Raw genomic sequence first — 19,686 nt, forward strand, 5'->3', positions numbered from 1 at the left:
AGCCGTTTGGTTCGCTGCCTTGAATGGACAGGGGCTGCATGATGACACGAGTATTCGAATAGAAAGCCGCGGCGGGTCCGCGCAGGTCACCGCATGGTGGGCGGGGGGAGAAGGATCCGCGAGGCCACAGGAGGAAACATGAACCGGAGCGCCGCCCTTTTCGCGACCACCTTCACCGCCGGGCTGCTCGGAGGGCTGATCAACAGCCTCGCCGCCCATTACGCCGGGGCCTGGGGGCTGACCGCCATGCTCGGCGTCAACCTGCATCCCCCGCTGACCGCCCAGTGGCTCTATCCCCGGCTGGTCTGGGGCGGCATCTGGGGCCTGGCCTACTTCTTCACCATCGGCCGTCCCCGCACCCGCCGGCACTGGGTGCGCAAGGGAATCTGGGTCAGCCTGCTGCCGAGCGCCGTCCAGCTCTTCATCATCTTTCCCAACAACACCCCGCACGGCATGTTCGGCCTCGGGCTGGGACCGCTCACCCCGCTGGTGGTGATCATCCTCAACGCCATCTGGGGCCTGTTCACCGGCATCTTCACCCGCGCGTTCTGGGGCCGGGGATGAGATCCCTGCTCCACCTGTGGCTGGCGCTTCTGCTGCTGGCCACGCCGGCTGCGGCCGCAACATACGGCAAGGTGACCTGGATCTACGACGGCGACACCCTGAAGGTGGCCGGCGTCGGCAAGGTCCGCCTGCTCGGCATCGACGCCCCCGAACACGAGGATTCAGACCGTGACCGCTTCTACCGTCGCTGGGGAATCGCCCCGGCAAGGCTGCGCCGGATCGCGACCGAGAATCTGCGCTTCCAGATCCGGACCGTGAAGGGAAAAATCGTTACCCTGCGTTTCGACCGCGAAATGCGGGACAGGTACGGCCGCACCCTCGCCTATGTCTTTCTGCCCGACGGCCGCATGCTGAACCGGGTACTGCTGCAAAAGGGCTACGCCAGCGTCTTTCGCCGCTTTGAGTTCGCCCGCAAGCAGGAGTTCCTGCGGCTGGAACAGAACGCAAGACAAAGGGGCGTCGGCCTCTGGGCCCGCCCCTGAAAATATCGCCCTCCTGACCTTGTCACGGTGCATACCGTTGCCGCTGATGGTTCTCACAACTGTGCCGTCGTACGCATTCGGGCCACTCCGGCCCGGTCTGCGCATACACGGCGCATTGCCGCTGCCGCCAGCTCTTGGGCGTTTCGTACCCCAGCCGCGTCCAGCCGTCGGCAGAGCAGCCCGCCGGCAACAGCATCGGCACCAGCAATAGAAGCGGCCGCCAGCGGAACCTTTCACTCCTCCCGGTGCACCATCGTCGCGCCCCAGCTCTGGTCGGTCGGCATCACCTCGAGCTGGTTGATGTTGACATGCTCCGGAAGCGAGGCGCACCAGAAGACACATTCGGCGATATCCTCGGCGCTCAAAGCCCGCGCGCCCCGGTAGACGGCCGCCGCCCGCGCCTCGTCCCCCTTGAAGCGCACCTGCGAAAACTCGGTCTCCGCCATCCCCGGCGCAATACAGGTGGCGCGCACGCCGGTGCCGTGCAGGTCGGTGCGCAGATTGCGGGTGAACTGCAGGACGAAGGCCTTGGTCGCCCCGTAGACGTTGCCGCCGGCGTAGGGCCAGGAACCGGCGATGGAGCCGATGTTGATGACATGCCCGCGGCGACGCGCGACCATGCCGCCCAGCAGGGCGTGGGTGCAGTAGACCAGCCCCTTGATGTTGGTGTCGATCATCCGCTCCCAGTCCTCCAGGTCGACCTGCCAGGCCGGCTCCAGCCCGAGGGCGAGGCCGGCGTTGTTGACCAGGATGTCGACCCCGGCGAATTCGGCCGGCAGACCTTCGATCGCCGCCCGGACCGCCGCGTTGTCACGCACGTCCAGCATAACCAGGTGCACCGGCACATCGCCCAGCTCTTCGCGCAGCCGCTCGAGCTTCTCCAGGCGCCTGGCCGCCAGAACCAGGCGATCGCCGGCCGCCGCAAAACGCCGGGCGCAGGCGGCGCCGAAACCGGCCGAGGCGCCGGTGATGAAGATGGTTCGCATGACGAGACCTCCTTTATGGGTTTCATTCAGAAAATCTGGCTCACGCCCGTTCGCTGCCGCTCACTCAAGACGCAGAGCCACAGAAAGCGCTTGGCTCTTGCCCTTCCCAAAAATTCTCGACCAGGGTTTTCTCTGTGTCTCTGTGCGAGATATGATGTATTCGCGAATCACTCCTTCACGATCCGCCGCAGCACGTAGTTGAGAATTCCGCCAGCCTGATAATAGCGGATCTCGTTATGGGTATCGAGTCGGCAGATGACCTCGACCTCGTCGCTGCCGCCGTCGGTGCGGTTGATGCGCAGGGGGATCGTCTGGCCCGACTCGACCGGCCCCGGGCAGGCGGCCAGGTCGAAGGTCTCGCTGCCGTCGAGCTGCAGGGTCTTGCGGTCGACGCCCGGTGGAAACTGCAGGGGCAGGATCCCCATGCCGATCAGATTGGAGCGGTGAATGCGTTCGTAGCTTTCGGCGATGACCGCCTTCACGCCGAGCAGCAGGGTCCCCTTGGCCGCCCAGTCGCGGCTCGACCCGGTGCCGTACTCGCGGCCGGCGATGATGATGAGGGGGATGCCGGCCTTCCGGTAGGCCATGGCCGCCTCGAAGATGGTGGTCACCTTGCCGTCGAGTCCGCGGGTGTAGCCCCCTTCAACCCCCGGAGCCAGTTCGTTGCGCAGCCGGATGTTGGCGAAGGTGCCACGCACCATCACCTCGTGATTGCCGCGCCGCGAGCCGTAGGAGTTGAATTCCGCCGGCTCCACTCCGTGCTCGCGCAGGTAGACGCCGGCCGGCGAGGAAGCGAGGATCGCCCCGGCGGGCGAGATGTGGTCGGTGGTGATCGAATCGCCCAGCATGGCGAGCATGCGCGCGCCGGCGAAGCCGGGCAGGCCCTGCGGCGAATCCTGCCGGATTTCGAAGAAAGAGGGCTCGCGGACATAGGTGGAATCGGGCGCCCAGTCGTAGGTTTCCCCTTCCGGCACTGGCAGCTGGCGCCAGCTCGGCTCGCCGGTGAAGACATCGGCATATTTCTCGCGGAACATGTCGGCGGAGACCAGGCTGACCAGCTCGGCGATCTCGGCATCGCTCGGCCAGATGTCCTTCAGGTAGACCGGGTTGCCATCGGCATCCTCGCCCAGAGGCTCGCGGGTCAGGTCGATGCGGGTGGTCCCGGCCAGTGCGAAGGCGACCACCAGAGGCGGCGAGGCGAGCCAGTTGGCGCGGGTCTGGGCATGGACCCGCCCTTCAAAGTTGCGGTTGCCGGAGAGCACCGAACAGACGGTCAGGTCGCCTTCGGCGATGGCGTCGGCGACAGGGTCGGCCAGCGGTCCGGAATTGCCGATGCAGGTGGTGCAGCCGTAGCCGACGACGTTGAAGCCGAGCTGGTCGAGATAGCGCTGCAGGCCGGCCTTCTCCAGATAGTCGGTCACCACTTTGGAACCGGGCGCCAGCGAGGTCTTCACCCAGGGCTTTTGCCGCAGGCCCTTTTCCACCGCCTTTTTCGCCAGCAGTCCCGCCCCCATCATCACCGCCGGATTGGAGGTGTTGGTGCAGGAGGTGATGGCGGCGATCACCACGTCTCCCTGCTTCAGCTCGTAATCGCTGCCGGCCACCGTCACCGTCTTTTCCCGCGCATCCCCGGGAATGGCATCGTCCGTCGCCGTCTTCAGGTCGCCGAGCCAGACCCGGTCCTGGGGCCGCCTGGGGCCGGCGAGACTCGGCCGGACGGTGGAAAGGTCGAGTTCGAGCACATCGGTGTACAGCGGGTCCGGCACGTCGTCGTCGCGCCACATCCCCTGCGCCCTGGCGTAGGCCTCGACCAGAGCGACTGTCGCCTCCGGGCGGCCGGTCAGTTTCAGGTAGTCGAGGGTCACCTGGTCAACCGGGAAGAAGCCGCAGGTGGCACCATACTCGGGCGCCATGTTGGCGATGGTGGCCCTGTCGGCCAGCGACAGGCGCGACAGACCCTCGCCGAAGAATTCGACGAACTTGCCGACCACACCGAAATCTCGCAGCAGCTCGGTGACGGTCAGCACCAGGTCGGTGGCGGTGACGCCCTCCCCGAGAGCGCCGGTGAAACGGAAACCGACCACTTCCGGAATCAGCATCGAGATCGGCTGGCCGAGCATGGCGGCCTCGGCCTCGATGCCGCCGACGCCCCAACCGAGAACGGCCAGGCCGTTGATCATGGTGGTGTGCGAATCGGTGCCGACCAGGGTGTCGGGATAGGCCAGGCGGCTGTTCCCGTCCTGCTCGCTCCAGACGGTGCGGGCCAGATACTCGAGGTTGACCTGGTGGCAGATGCCGGTGCCGGGCGGCACCACCCGGAAGTTGTCGAAGGCGAGCTGTCCCCAGCGCAAAAACGCGTAACGCTCGTGGTTGCGCTCCATCTCCCGCTCGACGTTGTAGGCGAAGGCCTCGGGTATGGCGTACTTGTCGACCATCACCGAGTGGTCGATGACCAGGTCGACGGGGATGCGCGGATTGATCCGCTTCGGATCGCCGCCGGCGCGCCTGACCGCGTCGCGCATGGCGGCCAGGTCGACCACCGCCGGCACCCCGGTGAAGTCCTGCATCAGCACCCGCGCCGGCCGATAGGCGATTTCGTGATCGCTGCGCCGCTGCCGCTGCCAGGCGACCAGGGCCTCGATGTCGGCACGGGTGACCGTTTCGCCATCCTCGAAGCGCAGCAGGTTCTCCAGCAGGATCTTGAGAGTGAAGGGGAGGCGGTCGATGCTGGCAAGACCGGCCTCGGCGACCACCGCCAGGGCGTAGTATCGGTAATCCTCGCCGCCGACCGTAAGGGTGCGGCAGGCATTGAAGGTCTGTCGGCTCATGGCTTCTCTCCTGGACAGTGGGCTGTTTTTCTTTTCATTTTACCAGACGTGGACGGGAGCCAGCGCTTGTCTTTCAGCGGAATTTCCTGCAAGCTTAGCAGGATATTGCACAGGCGCCAGGAGTGTTTTCAACGCCATAGACGCGGAGGGAACAGATGCTCGAAACCATCCGGCAGATCTTCACCGAAACCTTTCTCGGCATCCCCTTAAGCCGCTTCGCCATGGCCATGGGCATGCTGTTCGTCGGCCTGCTGGCCAAGAAACTGGTCGGCCAGTTCTTCATCCGCGTCCTCTTCCCGCTGGCCGGACGCACCCGCGGAGATTACGACAACCGGGCCCTGGCCGCCCTGCGCAAGCCGGCGGAACTGCTCGTCTTCATCGGTGGCCTCGCTCTGGCCTTCGAGCTGCTGCGTCTGCCGACCGAGCCGGTCAACCTCGCCTTCGGCGGCGAGGCGCTGGTCAGGATCCTGGTTACCTTCAGCATCGCCTGGGCGCTGTTCAATCTGGTCGACGTCATCGATCTGCTGCTCAGGAGCTGGTCGGGCAAGACCGAGACCGACCTCGACGACCAGCTCGCCCCCTTCATCCGCAAGGCGCTGCGGGTGTTCATCGTCGCCATGGCGGTGCTGATGGTCATCCAGAACCTCGGCTATTCCATCTCCGGCCTGCTCGCCTCCCTCGGCATCGGCGGCCTCGCCGTCGCCCTGGCCGCCAGGGACACTCTGGCCAACGTCTTCGGCTCGATCATGATCCTGCTCGACCGCCCCTTCCGCCTGGGCGACTGGATCAAAACCGGCGACCTGGAGGGGACGGTGGAGGAGGTCGGCTTCCGCTCGACCAAGATCCGCACCTTCGCCAAGACCCTGATTTCGGTTCCCAACTCGGTGATCGCCAACCAGGCGATCAACAACTACTCGCGCATGCCGAAAAGGCGGATCAAGCTGACCGTCGGCCTGACCTACGACACCGGCCCGGAGCGGATGCGGCAGGCGGTCGAGGGCATCCGCGAGCTGCTGCGCACCCATCCGGCCATCGACCAGGATTTCTGGCTGGTCAACTTCACCGACTTCGGCCCGTCGTCCCTCGACATCATGGTCTACTGCTTCACCAGAACCACCGTCTGGGGCGAATACCTCGACGCCCGCCAGGACCTCTGCTTGAAGATCATGGAACTGCTGGAGGAGATGGGGCTGGAGATCGCCTTCCCCAGCCGCACAATCTACCTGCAGCACAAGGAGGGCGACATGGAGCCGGCGACGGCAGAGGAAAGGGGTCGCTGACCTTCCCCGCCGGAAAAGCGAAAGGGGCGAAACCGCGTTGCCGGCTTCGCCCCTTTGTCCTCAATCCGCCTCGACCGTGATCTGTTTCGCCTCCCCCGGTGGCTGCTTGGGCAGAACCACCCGCAGCACGCCCAGTTCGCAGCGGGCGGAGATGCCCGACTCGTCGATACCCGACGGCAGGATGAAAGAGCGCTCGAAGGGGCCGTAGTTGCCCTCGATGCGCTGGTAGCCCTCGGTCTGCACGAAAGGCCGCTCACCGGAGACGACCAGGTTGTGGCCCTCTATCCTGACGTCGATGGCGTCCTGGGTGACACCCGGCAGCTCGAGGTTGATGACGATCTGCCGCTCGTTCTCGCAGATGTCAGCCACCGGCTGCCAGACACGCTCCTCGGCCGGCTCGTCTTCGAGCTGCTCCCGGCTGGCGTCGAGCAGGCGATCCATACGCCTCCGGATGTCCTCCAGCTCGGGCAGCGGGTTCCATTTGACCATCGGCATGGCAATCCTCCCGGCAACGGAAAAATCGATCGACAGGGGCCGATTATCGCCCAATTCGCCCCCTTTGCCAAGCCGACAGCAAACGTCATGGATGCTGGCCGGCGGCGTCCTGCCGCATGTCGGAGAAGACGGCATGCAGACTGAGGTCCCTGTCGCCCGGCTCGCCGAGGTAGTCGCGGATGGCCCGCATCCGCCGCGCGATCTCGGCCTCGGTCTGGTCGCGCAGCTGCCGCAATGCCTGCCGCAGCTGCTCCTCGCAGCGCGGATGGGGCACGCCGTGCGCCCGGTCGAGTTCGAGCCGGATCCGTTCGCCGACCAGCTCCTGCAGCCGGCGCCGGCTGTCGTCGCCGAAGAAGAAGACCTCCGGCACCAGGGCCGAAAAACTGGCCACCCCCTGGATGTCGCGCCCCTCGACCCGGTAGGCCTCCAGCAGTTCCGGCTCGAAATCGCGGTAGTTGGCCAGGGGCACATACATGCGCGGCAGGTACTGCAGCACCTTTTCCGCCTTCTTGTGGTGGCCGCCGATGATGACCGACGCGCCGACCTCGCCGGGCCGCGCCCCCTTGGTCCAGGGTGCGCCGGTAATGCCGAAGTCGTTGAGCACCGGCAGGTTGAGCAGCACCGACAGGGTGTTGATGGCCAGGGCGAAGCCGGCCGAAGGCCCGCCGACGCTGTAGGAGGCGGTCAGCAGCTGGTGGTGGATGGTGTAGCCGTCGAGATATTCGCCCAGCACCCGCGACACGTTGAACTCGGGGCAGAGCTGCTGCAGGTAGTTCTCCACCAGGGTCAGGGCCTCCTGGGCGCTCTGCCGGGTCATCTGCACCGCCAGATCGAGTTCGGCCGCCCCGGGAGCGGTGGTCGACACGGCGCCGGTAACCACGATCTTCTCGGCGAAGACCCGGTAGACCAGGGAGGTGGCGATCGGCAGCAGCACGCCGCTGGTGTCGTTGGCCCCGACGCCGACCACGAAGCCGACCTGCGGCACCTCCGACAGCTCGGTTTCGAGAAACTTGTCGAGATCCTGCTTCCCCTTGCGGGTCGGACTTCCCGCCAGCTGCTGCCGGGCGCTCTGCAGGTGCCAGAGGCTGACCGGGTAGTCCTTCTCCTCGAGCAGGTGCAGAAAACGCTGCGCGATCCGGTCGAGATGCCGCAGCAGCTCCTCCTCGCCCTGCCGCGCCTTGAGGGCCAGGGCGCTGTCGCCGGCGGCCCCCTCGAGCAGTCCAAGCAGAATCTTGTAGTTGAAGCGGACGAAGCGCGCCCGCTCCTCCATGCTGCCGTCGACGGCCTGCCGCAGCTTCTGCAGCACCTCGATCTCGGTCGCCCGCAGGCTGCGCACCTTTTCGGCAAAGGCGGTAAAATCGGCCGGCGTCTCGCACAGGCCGCGGGCGGTGCGCACCAGATCGACGTGATCGAGCCCCTCCACCAGCGGGATGCCGGCCAGCTCCTTGCGGATGATGCGCAGGGCGTCCTCGTCGCGCAGATGGCCGGTGACGTTGAGCACCTTCAGCCGTTTTGAGCGGATCAGCGCCGGATCGAGGATGTCGAGCCGGTTGGTGGTCAGCACGGTGAAAACCCGGTTCAGCGGCGTCTCGCCGTCGATGATGGAGAGGAACTTGTTGGTCACCTTGTCGTAGGGACTGCCTCCCTGCGGGGAACGGCGCGGCGCCACGGCGTCCCCCTCGTCGAAGAAGACCATGGCCGGCGACAGCATCTTGGCGATGTCGTAGACCCGCTCGAGGTTGGCGACCATCCCCTCCAGGGGGGTCATCGGATCGACCAGGTCGTTCAGCTGCACGGCCAGATCCTGCACCTCGAGATTGTCGCCGAGCCAGGCCTGCACCATGTAGGTCTTGCCCGATCCGGGCGGTCCGGTCAGCACCACGCCCTTCTCCTCGCTGACATTGTAGTAGAGGGCGTTGTTGGCCATCTCGGAGAACTCGTTCTTGATCTGGCCGATGTATTCCGACCACTTGACGGAGCGATCCATCTTGCCGACGACCTTGTTGTAGATGGCGCCGTGGACGTTGCGCGCCACCGCCTTCAGCGCGTCGCGCACCAGGAACTGGTCGTCGAGGTACTCGGGCTCGAAACCGCCGTTGAGGCTGATCACCGAACCGATCAGCCTGCGGACATAGGCCGGAGTCATGCGCAGGCTGCGCCCGCGGAAGATGGGGGCCAGCAGCTCCACCGTCCGGTCGAGATCCGTCTCCGACAGCAGACGCCGGGCCGGCGCCGATTCCTCGCCGAAGGTGAAATTGTGGCGTCGCAGCTCCATGCGCACCACTTCCCGCAGGTTCTCCGGCGTCTGCCAGTATTCGTCGATGTCGATGACCAGGCCGCCCTCGACGAAACGCCGGTAGATGGTCGGATCGAGCGACTCGGGCTGGTCGGTGGTGGCGATGACCAGGCAATCGCGGCGGCCGTGGGCGATTTCATCGAGAATGATGTTGGCGGCGTCGACCAGGGTCGACTGCTGCGCCTTCACCGGGCTGGTCTGGTCGGGACGGCCGAAGGCGCTGTGCGCCTCCTCCAGGTGCCGGATACAGAGCCGCCACGGATCGCCCATCGCCTTGCGCAGGTAGTTGCCCGGCTCGCCGGCCCAGGCGGTCTGGTAGTCGTTGGGAGTGATCATGGCGTAGTCGACCAGCACCCCTTCTTCCGCCAGGGTCGAAAGCGCCCGGCTGATCCGTTTGCGGTAGAGATACTTGACCAGCGGCAGGCGGGAAAGGAAGCGCAGCAGTTCGACCTTGCGGTGCCGCTCGATGGCCACCGCCAGCTCGAAGTCGACATCCTCCAGCCGGGCCCAGACCGGCTGGTCGGCCATGACCTCCTCCTTCTTCGCCTTGAGGTCGACCACCGGCCTCGCCTCCTTGCGGAAGATCGCCTGCTCCATCGCCTCCTGCACGGTGACGCTCTTGCCGCTGCCGGAGGGGCCGATCACCAGCACCAGTGGATTGCGCGGCACCGACGGATCCTCGCTGTACTCCTTGAGCACGTGCACGTGATAGATCTTTTCGAACAGCTCCCGCAGCGCCGGAGGCACGTAGATGTCAGCGGTCAGCTCCTCGAGTCGGTGCCGCAGGTAGCGGTAGTCGTGCAGATCGAGTTCCCGCTCGAGGATCTTCGCCCAGGTGGCGGCGGCATTCTGCGAACCGGAGACCTCGATGCGCCGCCGCCAGTCGGAGAGCTTTTCCGGATCGCGCAAATGGACGAAGCGCCGCTCGCGCGGCCAGAAGGTGCGTCGCCACCAGTCGGCCAGCAGACGGAAGAGAGAATGCGAGGGGTGGAACTGGCGCAGGCGGCGCAGGACGAAAAGGCGGGTTTCGAAACTCCAGTGACCGATCAGCTCCTCGATCTGCCGGATGCGCGTCTCGGACAGCTTGACGTAGACCGGACTGCGGGTCTTGCGGAAGCGTCCCATCACTCACCCTTGCCGCCGGCAGCTGGCGCCGCCGGCGGCGGCAGCGCCAGCGACGGCGTGAAGTTCGCGTTGTTGAGTACGAAGGTGTTCTGCCCGGTCTGGTTCTTCTCGTAGGCCGTGGCCCACTTCTGCTGGTTGAGAAAGGCGAACAGGGCGGCGGTGTCCTTCTCCTGGAGCCCGAGACTGTCGCGCATCTGCCGGATCGCCTCGGAATAGGCGGCGTAGAGCTTGCGGGTGCGACTCGCCTCCTGGTCGGCGGCGTAGTTCTCCGCCTCGGCGATCAGCTCCCGCCGCTTCTTCTCCTCACTGGCCTGGGCCAGCTTCTCGCCGAAGCGGGTGTCACGCAGCACGAAGGAAACCACCTCGATGCCGTATTTCTCCTCCAGGGTCGGTCCGCCGCGGTTGATGGCCCGTTCCTTGAGCGCCCGGAAGATCTCTTCCTTGATCCGTTCCCGGCTCGAAATCAGGTCATCGACCGGATGTCCCTGCATGACGTCCTTGACGATGCCGTCGAAATCGGTCTGCAGCAGCACCTGCGCCGTCTTGTTCTCAATCCCCCAGCGCTCGAGGTCACGAATCCGGTAGGTGAGCATGGCGCTGGTCCACAGCGCCACGTTCCCCCGCGAGATGATCCGCTGAGGCTCCGCCGTGCCGCCAAGGTAGAGCTCCTGGTTCATCAGCGGCACTTCCAGTTCGATGCGGGTGAAAAAGGGCAGCCGCCCGTGCCAGCCGACCTCGCTCACCACCCGACGCTCGCCGGAAAGGTCCTCGAGGATCACGGCGTAGTTGCGGCGCACCTTGTAGAAGGTTCGGGTGGCGTAGACCAGGGCGAAAAGACCGTAGAGCACCACACCGAGAAAAAGGAGCAAAAGGCCCTGTTTCAGATATCGCTTCACCCGGACCCGCTGCAAGAAGCGGTAGCGCTGTTCCTCCTGCACGTCATCACCTCCCCGACATTTGAAAAAAATTATAACACCTTTATGGCCGCCTTCCCTCCCGCACCGAAAAAGGAGTGCCCGCCAACCGGCAAACCAACATCCGGGGACTGTCTTGCGGCTGGCGCCGCCCGGCGCGTGACGTCTTCGACAACCACACAAAACATCGTTATGGAATTGCCGGTTCAAAGCAGATTGCAGCTGTGCTAATGTGAAGCGACCACTCCCTCGACCACACAGGAGGAGCCATGTCCAGCACGGTTTACTTCGCCAACATTCGCGCCGGCTACCGGGAAAACCTGTTTGACAAGCTTGAGCGGCTGCTCGAAACCGCCGGCTGCGGCGAACGGGTCAGCCGCGGAGACCTGATTGCCGTCAAGGTCCATTTCGGAGAGAAGGGCGGCCACGCCTACATCCGGCCGACCTTTCTGCGCCGCATCGTCGACACGGTCAGAAAATGCGGCGGCACACCCTTTCTGACCGATTCGTGCACCCTCTATCCGGGAGAACGCAAAGAGGCGGTTTCGGCCCTGAAGTGCGCCATCGAAAACGGTTTCGACTTCGCCGTGGTCGGCGCGCCACTGATCATGTGCGACGGGCTGCGCGGCCACAGCGCCCGCAAGGTGGCGATCGAGGGCGAGCTGCTCAGGGAGGCGGACATCGCCAGCGGCATCCTCGACGCCGACGGTATGCTGGTGGTCAGCCATTTCAAATGCCACGAACTGACCGGCTTCGGCGGCGCCATCAAGAATCTCGGCATGGGCTGCTCGAGCCGCAGCGGCAAAATGGAACAGCACTGCAATCTGGCCCCGACGGTGAAGGAAGAGGCATGCGTCTCCTGCGGCGCCTGCATCCGGGGCTGCGCCCACGAGGCGATTCGTTCGATCAAGGGCAAGGCGCGCATCGACGCCGACAAATGCGTCGGCTGCGCCCGCTGCATCACCGTCTGTCCGGAGACGGCCATCCGCGTCAACTGGGGTTCGGAATCGGCCACCGTCATGCGCAAGATGGCTGAATACGCCCTGGCGGCCGTGCAGGACAAGCGCGACAAGACCCTCTACATCAACTTCGTCACCCAGGTCTCACCCCTGTGCGACTGTTACGGGCATACGGACGCCCCCATCGTCCCCGACCAGGGCATCCTGATAAGCGACGACCCGGTGGCCCTCGACCAGGCCTGTGCCGACCTGGTCAACCAGGCCGAGGCCCTGCCGGGCACGGCCCTGAGCTGCAACCTGAAACCGGGAGAGGACAAGTTCCGCGGCCTGCATCCGGAGATCGACTGGGAAATCACCCTCGAACACGCCGAAAAGGTGGGGCTGGGACAGCGCGCCTACAGGCTGGAGCAGCTGGCGCCCAAGGGAAAGGACTGGTAAGGGGATTGGAGAACGGACCCGACCTGCCGGTGACGCCGGAGCTCAGCGCTGGCACAGACGTTCGGCCAGCCGGGCGATGTCGTCGCCCGCCGGGCCGGAGAATCCCAGCAGCGGCAACAGCCGCCAGCCTTCGGCGCCGCGCACCACCAGCACGGCGCGCGGCCGGCCTGAGAAGTGGGCCAGCAGCGCCAGGATGAAAAGAATGCAGCCCGCCCAGACCAGCGGCTCTCCCGGATCGCGGGAAAACTGGAAACCGGCGTAGGGCCGGCCGTCCCGGTCCCGGTTGTAGGCCGTCTGGTAGATGGCGACACCGCGGTGGACCAGGGGATGGTTGACCGCGATCGTCCCCTGCCGCACCAGCTTCCCCCCTTCCAGGATCGACACCCGGCTGCGGTACTGCTTGAGCACGGGATCGCGAAACGCCAGCGGATAGAGGACGTAACCGGCGACCCGGTTGTCGGGGTTCCGCACGCCGGCGGTAACGACGTAGTCGCGCAGGAAGCGATCGTGCCGGTAGATCTTCAGGGTCAGGGTCTGGCTGAAGGGATCGAAACGCGCCACCTCGGCGCGGTAACCGGCGACCGGCAACTCCAGGGATTCTCCCTCCCGGGTGGTGTACTCGCGCACCACGCCGCCGGTGGCCGGATCGATGAGGCCGATCCGCAGATCGATGGGATAGAAGACGAGATCGGCTGCATCGAGACGCAAGGTGAAGCCGAGGGGACGGTCCCGCTGCAGATCCCAGTCGAAGGCGACGGAGCTGCTGTCGCCGACGTAGATATTGAGGGTGGCGACATAGCCGAGACCGCCGATCAGGGCGCCGGCCATCACCACCAGCAGCGCCCCGTGCACCGCCAGCACGGCGAAGCGCCGCCAGCGTCCCCGCCAGCCCAGGAGCCGCTCGTTCCGCACCTGCGTTCGATACCCCGCCGCCGCCAGCGCCGCCGCCAGCTCTTCCGCCGTCGCGGCGGGCAGCGGCACGCCCCGTTCCGTCGCCGGCGACAAGGCGAAAAACCGCTCCGACTCGGCAAACCGGCGGCGCAGCAGGCGCAGCGAACAGACCGTCAGGTTGAGCGCCAGCAGGCCAAGCAGCAGGCGGAACCAGGGCGTCTGATAGAAGAGCTCGTAGCGCAGCACCGGCAGTTCGCTGTCGCGCGAAGGCCAGATGGTGCCGAAAACGGCGACCGTCGCCAGGCCTAGGAGCAGAACCATGGTCAGTTTGAGCGAGGCGAGGCTGTCGAGCAGGCGTTTGAGCATCGAATGGCTGTCGAAAAGTGAAGGCTGTGCTATAAACAGTCTGTTGAAAGTCCAGCCCCCCTGGGGTGGCAAGACGGCAGTTGTGTCGCAGACAGCCTGATTTTCGCCGGATTCTAGCATCCGGCCCAGCAGGAAACAACCGGAAGGAGTGTTCAGACCATGGAAATGAAGATCAGTTTTCCCGGCGGCGTCGCCGTCCAGGCCGAGTACAAGGGATTCACCGTGCTCAGCGACCAGCCGGAGAGCAACGGCGGCCGGAACCAGGCCCCCTCCCCCTTCGACCTGTTCCTGGCCAGCATCGGCCAGTGCGCCGGTTTTTTCGCCCTGCGTTTCTGCCAGCAGCGGCAGATCGCCACCGACGGCCTGCACCTGACTCTGAAGACCGAGCGCGACCCAGAACGCAAACGGCTGGAAAAGATCGCCATCACCATCCATCTGCCGGACGGCTTTCCGGACAAGTACCGCCAGGCCATCATCAAGGCAACCGACCAGTGCGCGGTCAAGCGGGCCATCCTCGATCCGCCCGCCTTCGAGGTGGTCACCGAGTAAGTTCCTCTGCCGGCTTGCCCACAGCCCCGACTGCAAACGGCGCCGGCACCCTGTCGGCGCCGAACTCCCGCCGCAGCACCTCCAGCAGGCGGGCGGCCAGCGCCCCCTGCGACGGTGGATAGCTGAACTCGATCACCGCCGGCCCGGCATCGATGGTGCGGATGAAGCCGACACCGTCGTACGCCTCGAGCAGAAAACGGATACCGGCGATCCGGCTCCTGTCGACCCGCAGATAGCAGCGCGCGAATTCCCGATCGCCGCCACTCGTTTCCCGGTTCTTTTCCCTTGACCTGCGCACCATCTATCGTTATTTTTGCTGAAGTTTTTTAGCCTGAATAAAAATCCGGACCAACGCCACCCGGGCAGGGTGCTGAAAATGGCATGAGGGCAGGCGAGACAAGGCGAAAACAGCCGAAAAAGCGCAGTTTACCAAACCGGCAAATGAGCATTTGGAGGCTGTTTTCAACGTCGTATCGCCAACCGCAATAGTTTTTCATCAACCTGCCTAGATTCGGCCCAGGATTCAACCGACTTGCTCGCGGTATCTCTTTTTCAGCCATGAAACCTCCTCCAGAGCTGGCTGGTTCCCCAAAAAAAGAGATCACCTGGCGACCCCCCGATTCTCCCCAATCGGGGGATTTTTTTGTCTGCCTCGAAAGCGGCCGTCGTCAGCCGCCGACAGAAGGCAGGCAGGTATCGAGAATGTAACGGGCGATGGAGCGCTTCGGCGGCAGAACGGGCAGCCGGTCGACGTCGAACCAGCGCGCGTCCTCCAGCTCGTTTCGGTCGACCCGCAGTTCGCCCGCGGTCCAGTCGGCGACAAAACCGACCATCAGCTGGCTCGGGAAGGGCCAGGACTGGCTGCCGACATAGCGTATGTTCGCCACTCGTACGCCGGTCTCCTCGGCCACCTCGCGCATCACCGCCTCCTCCAGGCACTCCCCGACATCGACAAAGCCGGCCACCAGGCTGTAGCGGCCCGGCGCCCAGTCAGCCTTGCGCGTCAGCAGCACCTGGTTCGCCCGGCGCACCAGCACGATGACGCAGGGCGCTACCTGCGGAAAACGGACATCGCCGCACGCCGGGCACGACCGGCCCCATTCGCCGGGCAGAAAACAGGTTTCGCCGCCGCAGCCACCACAGAACCGGCTGGTCTTCAGCCAGCGCGCCAGCTGCATGCCCACCCCGCCGAGGCTGAGCAGGTCGAGGGGCAAACGGGGATCGGAGGCTAGCAGCGACTGCGCCTGCAGTCCGGCGGGCAGCTCCACGGAACCGGAGAGCACCCGCAAACGGCAGGGACTGTCGTCCCAGTAGCCGATGAAACGGTCGGGGGCAACACCCTGCGGCACGGCGTCGTCCCCTGCCGGCAGATGGGAATCGGCGACCGAAACGACCATGGCGCCACGCTGCAAAACCAGCAGCCGGCCCGGCCCGCCGGGATCGGCGTCGGGCGGCGCCAGGTGAAAGCGCCGCTGCAGGCAGCTGCGGTTGAAGGGCAGGTGCAGGGGAGACGGATAACGGTCGGGCAGCATGGGCACAGTCCGCTCGATGGCTAGATGTGGCGCAGGGCTTCCACCGGCTCCAGCTTCGAGGCACGCCAGGCCGGCAGCAGCCCCGCCAGAAAAGCCGTCGTCAGGGTGACCAGGTTGGCCAGCAGCACGTCCTCACCACGCAGCACCGCGTGCAGCACATGGCTGGTTGCGAAATAGCGGTTGGCGCTGGTCAGGGCGGTCAGGTCGATGCCGTAACGCCCCAGGTAGAGGCAGGCCAGGGCGCCGGCCAGGCTGCCGAGCAGGCCGCCAAACAGGCCCAGCAGCAGGGTCTCGCCCAGTACCAGCCGGACGATGCCGCCGGGACGCAGACCGAGGGCGGCGATGATGCCGAATTCCCGGTAACGCTCGTAGACCGACATGGTCATGGTGTTGGCAATGCCGAGCGCGACGATGAAGAAGATGATGAGCATCAGCAGGTTCATGGTGCCGTCGTTCAGTTCGATCAGCTGGGCGACATCGACGGCCAGATCCCGCCAGCCGTCAACCCGGTAGCGGGCGGCGTCGAGCCGGGCGGCGAGCCGGTCGACCCAGAGCCCTTCCTCCCCCTCCGGCGTCAGGACCGCCAGCTCGCTCACCAGGCCGTTGCCGCCGACCAGTTTCTGCGCCGATGGCAGCGGGATGAAGAGCTGGCCGCGGTTGAAACTGGCCAGGTCGGTGCGGAAGACACCGTCGACGACAAAGCGGCGGGCGGCGGGCCGTCCGAAGAGGGTGCGCACCATCAGGTTCACCTCGTCGCCGAGCTTGACCCCGAGACTGGCGGCCAGCTGTTCGCCGATGAGCAGACTTTCCGGTCCGGCCAGGTAGTCGCCCCGCACCAGCCGCCGGGCAACGATGGTCAGCCGCCGCTCCCGCTCCGGGTCGACGCCGGACAGAACGACGGAGGCGCTGCCGGCGGGACCGATTGCCAGCGCCGGCACCTTCAGCCGCGGTGCGACGACAAGCCCCTCCGCCGCCAGACGCTTCTGCAGGCCGGCGGCGTCCGGCAGCGGCTTCAATGCCATGCTGTTGGGCTGGTAGCCGGCAGCATGCACCTGCAGCGAGCCGAGATCAAGCCGGACGGTGCTGGCCACCATCTCCCGGTGCAGCCCCGTCTTCAGGGCAACAAAGATAACCAGGCAGGCCAGGCCGAAGCCTATGGCACCGGCGGTCAGCAGCGACCGCCGCGGCTGCCGGGCCAGGCCGCGAACGGCCATGCGCAACAGCAAGCCCCCCATCATTCGCCAACTCCGGGTCGGCGGGCGGTGAAGAAGGAGACCAGTCCGTAGACGTGGTCGACCCGCCGCACGTCGACGAACCCCGCCTGACGCATCAGCTCCGGCAGATCGCCGCGCAGATTGTCGACCAGCTCCCTCTGCACCAGCAGCCAGCGGGCGCCCCAGCCCATCAGCCGGCCGGTCAGGGTCGTCGGCCGGTCGACATCGGCGGTGACCAGGCGGCCGCCGGGACGAAGCACGCGGTGCATTTCGGCAAAAGCCCGCTGCTTGAGCTCGGTGTCGATATGATGGGTGAACATGGAATTGACCACCAGGTCGAAGGAGGCATCGGCAAATTCGAGCTTTTCCGCCACGCCTGCAAAAAAGCGCGCCGGCACCTTCCGCCGGGCCGCCTTGCGGCAGGCGATGTCGATCATTCTGGGCGCCGCGTCGATGCCGATCACCTCGCCGGGCGGCTGCAGCCTCTCCGCGATGAGCAGGGTCAGGCTGCCGGTGCCGCATCCGACATCGAGAATCCGGTCGCCCGGGGCGAAGGCCATGTGTTCGAGGGTCTTTTCACGAAAGCGCCTCTCCCGGCCGAAGGAGAACCCCTCGATGATCGGATCGTAGAGCCAGGCGACATGATTCAGGTCGCGGCCGCGGGTCTCAGGCCGCCGTGCCATGCAGTCCTCCCAGCGTCTCCGTCGGTTCCTTCCCCCGAGGCCAGAGGGCCAGCAGCTCGCCGACCCCGCGCAGCCGGAAGAGGTAGCGGATCAGCCTCATGGCGTCGGAAGCCGAAAGCCAGAAGCCGGCCTCCTCCAGCTCGGCAAAGCCGGCCAGGGCCTCACCGATGGCCCGGGCCAAGACCCGCTCCACCGAGGCGCGGAAGGCCCGGTCAACCGGTTCCGGCTCGCCCTCGCCGTCGAGCAGTTGCTGCAGCCGCTCGCGTTCGGCCGCTTCCCCCTCGAAACGGATGAAGGAAACCAGGTAGTTGTGCCGCCGGTCGCGGATATCCTCGTAAAAATCGGTCAGGTCGTCGATCACCTGCAGCGCCATGCCGATGCGGAAGATCCCCTGGTCGGCGATCTCCAGCGGAGCGAAAAGGTCCTTCTCGATCAGCCGCGGGGCGACGAAGGCCAGCCGCAGCAGGTTTCCTCCCTTGTGAACATGGATCGAACGCAGAATCTGCGCCGGAGTGAGGATCTCGTGCACTCCGCCTTCCTCCGTCGACTCCTCTTCGCCGATGGGAACCATCGCCTGAAAGATCTTCTGCTGCACCAGCTGCCGCCGGCCCTCGGGCAGCAGCCCCCGGGCTGCGGCCTCGTCGAGCACCCGGAAGAGAAAGCGGTCGAACAGCAGGATGTGCATGACGCTCTTGAAGCGGGTCGCCCGCTCCGGAAAACGCAGGGGGAGCATCTCCTTGTATTCGTCGTCGAGCAGATTGTCGGTGCCGGTGACGATGCCGCGAATGGCGTGATTGATGGTTCCGTAGAGCAGACGCCGCTCTTCGGGAATGCCGATGGCCCGATAGACGGCGAGAAAGAGAATGGAGAAAATGTGACGCTGGGCGTAGCGCAACAGGCCGGCCGGCGGCGGCGGCGGCTTGACGTAGTCCTTGTCCAGGGTCTCGCCGAGCAGCCGGTAGATTTCGGCTTCCACCTTCCGGTGTTCGCGGACCGAGGGCAGCAGATGTCGCAGGCTGAACAGGCTCATCCCTTTTCCTTGCCCCGACCCGGCCGGGGGAGCAGCAGCGGAACCTGCTGGCGGTACCGCTGGTATTCTGCGCCGAAGCGGCGCAACAGTCTCGGCTCCTCCCGCCGCAACAGGAACCGCAGCTGCAGCAGCAGAAAGAGCGGATAGCAGATCAGCAGCATCGCCGGCGACCGCCAGAGCAGCACTACACCCAGGGCAGCCAGATCGTAGCCGAGCCACATCGGATGCCGGCACCAGGCATAGACACCGTCGGTCACCAGTCGCTTCGGCGGGTCCTGGGGCGCCGGCGTCCCCTGGCCGTAAAAGGCGAAATCGGCTGTCGCCCGTTGCACCAGCAGACTGCCGCCAATCACCAGCAGCACGGCCGCGATCAGGACCGACAGACTCCAGGGCCAGGCACGCCAGCCGAAGAGCCGGTCGAGCAGCAGACCGACGACGACGACCAGGCCCGGCAGCACCAGCCAGTAAAAGACGGCCGCCCGCACACGGGACCGGCGCACCACCCTGGCCCGCACGTTCATGGCACGCCGCCTTCCTGCGCCAGACGCAGCATGGCGAGCATGGTCTTGCCGTCGCGAATACGGCCTTCGGCGATCATCGCCAGCGCCCGGTCGAGACCGACCCGGAAGGGTTCGATGAACTCGTCGCTCTCCGTCCGCTGCCCGACCTGCCGCAAATCGCCGGCAACGAAAAGATGAATCCGCTCGTCACAGAACCCGACGCTGCTCCAGTACCAGCCCAGCGGCTTCAGCCATCCGGCCGCCAGTCCCGCTTCCTCGCGCAGTTCCCGTTCGGCGCAGGCGCGGGGGGATTCCTCCGCCTCGAGCCGGCCGGCGGGTATCTCGATCACTTCGCCGCCCGCCACCGGCCGAAACTGCCGCAGCAGCACCAGCTCGCCGTCGGCGGTCACCGGCAGCACACCGGCGCCTCCGGGATGACGCACGATCTCGAAATCGGCCTGCCGACCGTCGGGCAGACGGTGTCTTTCCCGGTGCAGACTCAGAATGCGGCCGCTGTAAATTCGCTCGTCCATCTTCTGTCAATCATAGCAGAC

The 19,686-nt window shown here is 65.8% G+C and carries 19 protein-coding genes; 5 read left to right on the forward strand and 14 right to left on the reverse strand.

What is annotated here, in order from left to right:
- Window positions 1-138: 138 nt before the first annotated feature.
- Both EDC39_RS05555 and EDC39_RS05560 read left to right on the forward strand, forming a co-directional pair.
- Window positions 139-564: a hypothetical protein gene (locus tag EDC39_RS05555; RefSeq protein ID WP_148895392.1), complete on the forward strand. Its 426-nt coding sequence runs from the start codon at window positions 139-141 to the stop codon at window positions 562-564.
- The gene (locus EDC39_RS05560) at window positions 561-1,046 is read left to right on the forward strand and encodes a thermonuclease family protein (protein ID WP_148895393.1); all 486 of its coding nucleotides are present in this window, start codon (window positions 561-563) and stop codon (window positions 1,044-1,046) included. Before EDC39_RS05555 ends, EDC39_RS05560 begins: the two co-directional genes overlap by 4 nt.
- A 233-nt stretch (window positions 1,047-1,279) precedes the next feature.
- Here EDC39_RS05560 and EDC39_RS05565 read toward each other — a convergent pair whose 3' ends face one another.
- Both EDC39_RS05565 and acnA read right to left on the reverse strand, forming a co-directional pair.
- On the reverse strand, window positions 1,280-2,032 hold the full coding sequence (locus tag EDC39_RS05565) for an SDR family NAD(P)-dependent oxidoreductase (RefSeq protein ID WP_148895394.1): 753 nt from the start codon (window positions 2,030-2,032) through the stop codon (window positions 1,280-1,282).
- A 167-nt stretch (window positions 2,033-2,199) separates the two neighbouring features.
- Window positions 2,200-4,860 (reverse strand): aconitate hydratase AcnA, encoded by a 2,661-nt coding sequence (gene acnA, locus EDC39_RS05570; protein WP_148895395.1) that lies wholly within the window; start codon window positions 4,858-4,860, stop codon window positions 2,200-2,202.
- A gap of 155 nt (window positions 4,861-5,015) precedes the next feature.
- On the opposite strand from acnA, the gene EDC39_RS05575 reads away from it, so the two are divergent.
- Window positions 5,016-6,140 carry a mechanosensitive ion channel family protein gene (locus tag EDC39_RS05575; protein WP_148895396.1) on the forward strand — a complete coding sequence of 375 codons (1,125 nt, stop codon included), beginning with the start codon at window positions 5,016-5,018 and terminating at the stop codon, window positions 6,138-6,140.
- 60 nt (window positions 6,141-6,200) lie between these two features.
- Here EDC39_RS05575 and EDC39_RS05580 read toward each other — a convergent pair whose 3' ends face one another.
- From EDC39_RS05580 to EDC39_RS05590, 3 genes are all read right to left on the reverse strand, one after another.
- Window positions 6,201-6,635, reverse strand: a complete 435-nt coding sequence (locus tag EDC39_RS05580) for an Hsp20/alpha crystallin family protein (RefSeq protein ID WP_187426657.1) — start codon at window positions 6,633-6,635, stop codon at window positions 6,201-6,203.
- A gap of 85 nt (window positions 6,636-6,720) precedes the next feature.
- Complete coding sequence (locus EDC39_RS05585) at window positions 6,721-10,056, reverse strand: AAA family ATPase (protein ID WP_148895576.1); 3,336 nt, start codon at window positions 10,054-10,056, stop codon at window positions 6,721-6,723.
- Window positions 10,056-10,994, reverse strand: a complete 939-nt coding sequence (locus EDC39_RS05590; protein ID WP_148895398.1) for an SPFH domain-containing protein — start codon at window positions 10,992-10,994, stop codon at window positions 10,056-10,058. Before EDC39_RS05590 ends, EDC39_RS05585 begins: the two co-directional genes overlap by 1 nt.
- A 245-nt stretch (window positions 10,995-11,239) precedes the next feature.
- Between EDC39_RS05590 and EDC39_RS05595 the strand changes: the two genes are divergently transcribed.
- Window positions 11,240-12,367 carry a DUF362 domain-containing protein gene (locus EDC39_RS05595; protein WP_148895399.1) on the forward strand — a complete coding sequence of 376 codons (1,128 nt, stop codon included), beginning with the start codon at window positions 11,240-11,242 and terminating at the stop codon, window positions 12,365-12,367.
- A 42-nt stretch (window positions 12,368-12,409) separates the two neighbouring features.
- On the opposite strand, the gene EDC39_RS05600 is transcribed toward EDC39_RS05595, so the two are convergent.
- Window positions 12,410-13,624 carry a cytochrome c biogenesis protein ResB gene (locus EDC39_RS05600; RefSeq protein WP_187426658.1) on the reverse strand — a complete coding sequence of 405 codons (1,215 nt, stop codon included), beginning with the start codon at window positions 13,622-13,624 and terminating at the stop codon, window positions 12,410-12,412.
- Between the two features lie 159 nt (window positions 13,625-13,783).
- On the opposite strand from EDC39_RS05600, the gene EDC39_RS05605 reads away from it, so the two are divergent.
- On the forward strand, window positions 13,784-14,173 hold the full coding sequence (locus EDC39_RS05605; protein WP_246140187.1) for an OsmC family protein: 390 nt from the start codon (window positions 13,784-13,786) through the stop codon (window positions 14,171-14,173).
- On the opposite strand, the gene EDC39_RS05610 is transcribed toward EDC39_RS05605, so the two are convergent.
- From EDC39_RS05610 to EDC39_RS05645, 8 genes are all read right to left on the reverse strand, one after another.
- The gene (locus tag EDC39_RS05610; RefSeq protein ID WP_148895401.1) at window positions 14,163-14,474 is read right to left on the reverse strand and encodes a DUF4911 domain-containing protein; all 312 of its coding nucleotides are present in this window, start codon (window positions 14,472-14,474) and stop codon (window positions 14,163-14,165) included. The genes EDC39_RS05605 and EDC39_RS05610 overlap by 11 nt on opposite strands.
- A 25-nt stretch (window positions 14,475-14,499) precedes the next feature.
- On the reverse strand, window positions 14,500-14,733 hold the full coding sequence (locus EDC39_RS05615; protein WP_148895402.1) for a hypothetical protein: 234 nt from the start codon (window positions 14,731-14,733) through the stop codon (window positions 14,500-14,502).
- A gap of 108 nt (window positions 14,734-14,841) precedes the next feature.
- A complete protein-coding gene (gene nudC, locus EDC39_RS05620; protein WP_148895403.1) occupies window positions 14,842-15,705 on the reverse strand; it encodes an NAD(+) diphosphatase in 864 nt (287 codons plus the stop codon).
- 20 nt (window positions 15,706-15,725) lie between these two features.
- Window positions 15,726-16,943 carry an ABC transporter permease gene (locus tag EDC39_RS05625; RefSeq protein WP_148895404.1) on the reverse strand — a complete coding sequence of 406 codons (1,218 nt, stop codon included), beginning with the start codon at window positions 16,941-16,943 and terminating at the stop codon, window positions 15,726-15,728.
- On the reverse strand, window positions 16,940-17,602 hold the full coding sequence (locus EDC39_RS05630; protein ID WP_148895405.1) for a class I SAM-dependent methyltransferase: 663 nt from the start codon (window positions 17,600-17,602) through the stop codon (window positions 16,940-16,942). The genes EDC39_RS05625 and EDC39_RS05630 overlap by 4 nt, the downstream gene beginning before the upstream one ends.
- Window positions 17,586-18,632, reverse strand: coding sequence for an isoprenoid biosynthesis enzyme family protein (locus EDC39_RS05635; protein ID WP_148895406.1), 1,047 nt, complete (start codon window positions 18,630-18,632; stop codon window positions 17,586-17,588). Before EDC39_RS05635 ends, EDC39_RS05630 begins: the two co-directional genes overlap by 17 nt.
- Window positions 18,629-19,153, reverse strand: coding sequence for a methyltransferase family protein (locus EDC39_RS05640; protein WP_148895407.1), 525 nt, complete (start codon window positions 19,151-19,153; stop codon window positions 18,629-18,631). The genes EDC39_RS05635 and EDC39_RS05640 overlap by 4 nt, the downstream gene beginning before the upstream one ends.
- Window positions 19,150-19,665 (reverse strand): NUDIX hydrolase, encoded by a 516-nt coding sequence (locus tag EDC39_RS05645; RefSeq protein ID WP_148895408.1) that lies wholly within the window; start codon window positions 19,663-19,665, stop codon window positions 19,150-19,152. The genes EDC39_RS05640 and EDC39_RS05645 overlap by 4 nt, the downstream gene beginning before the upstream one ends.
- Window positions 19,666-19,686: the final 21 nt, after the last annotated feature.

Origin of the sequence: Geothermobacter ehrlichii (assembly GCF_008124615.1) — a bacterium.
Lineage (GTDB): Bacteria > Desulfobacterota > Desulfuromonadia > Desulfuromonadales > Geothermobacteraceae > Geothermobacter > Geothermobacter ehrlichii.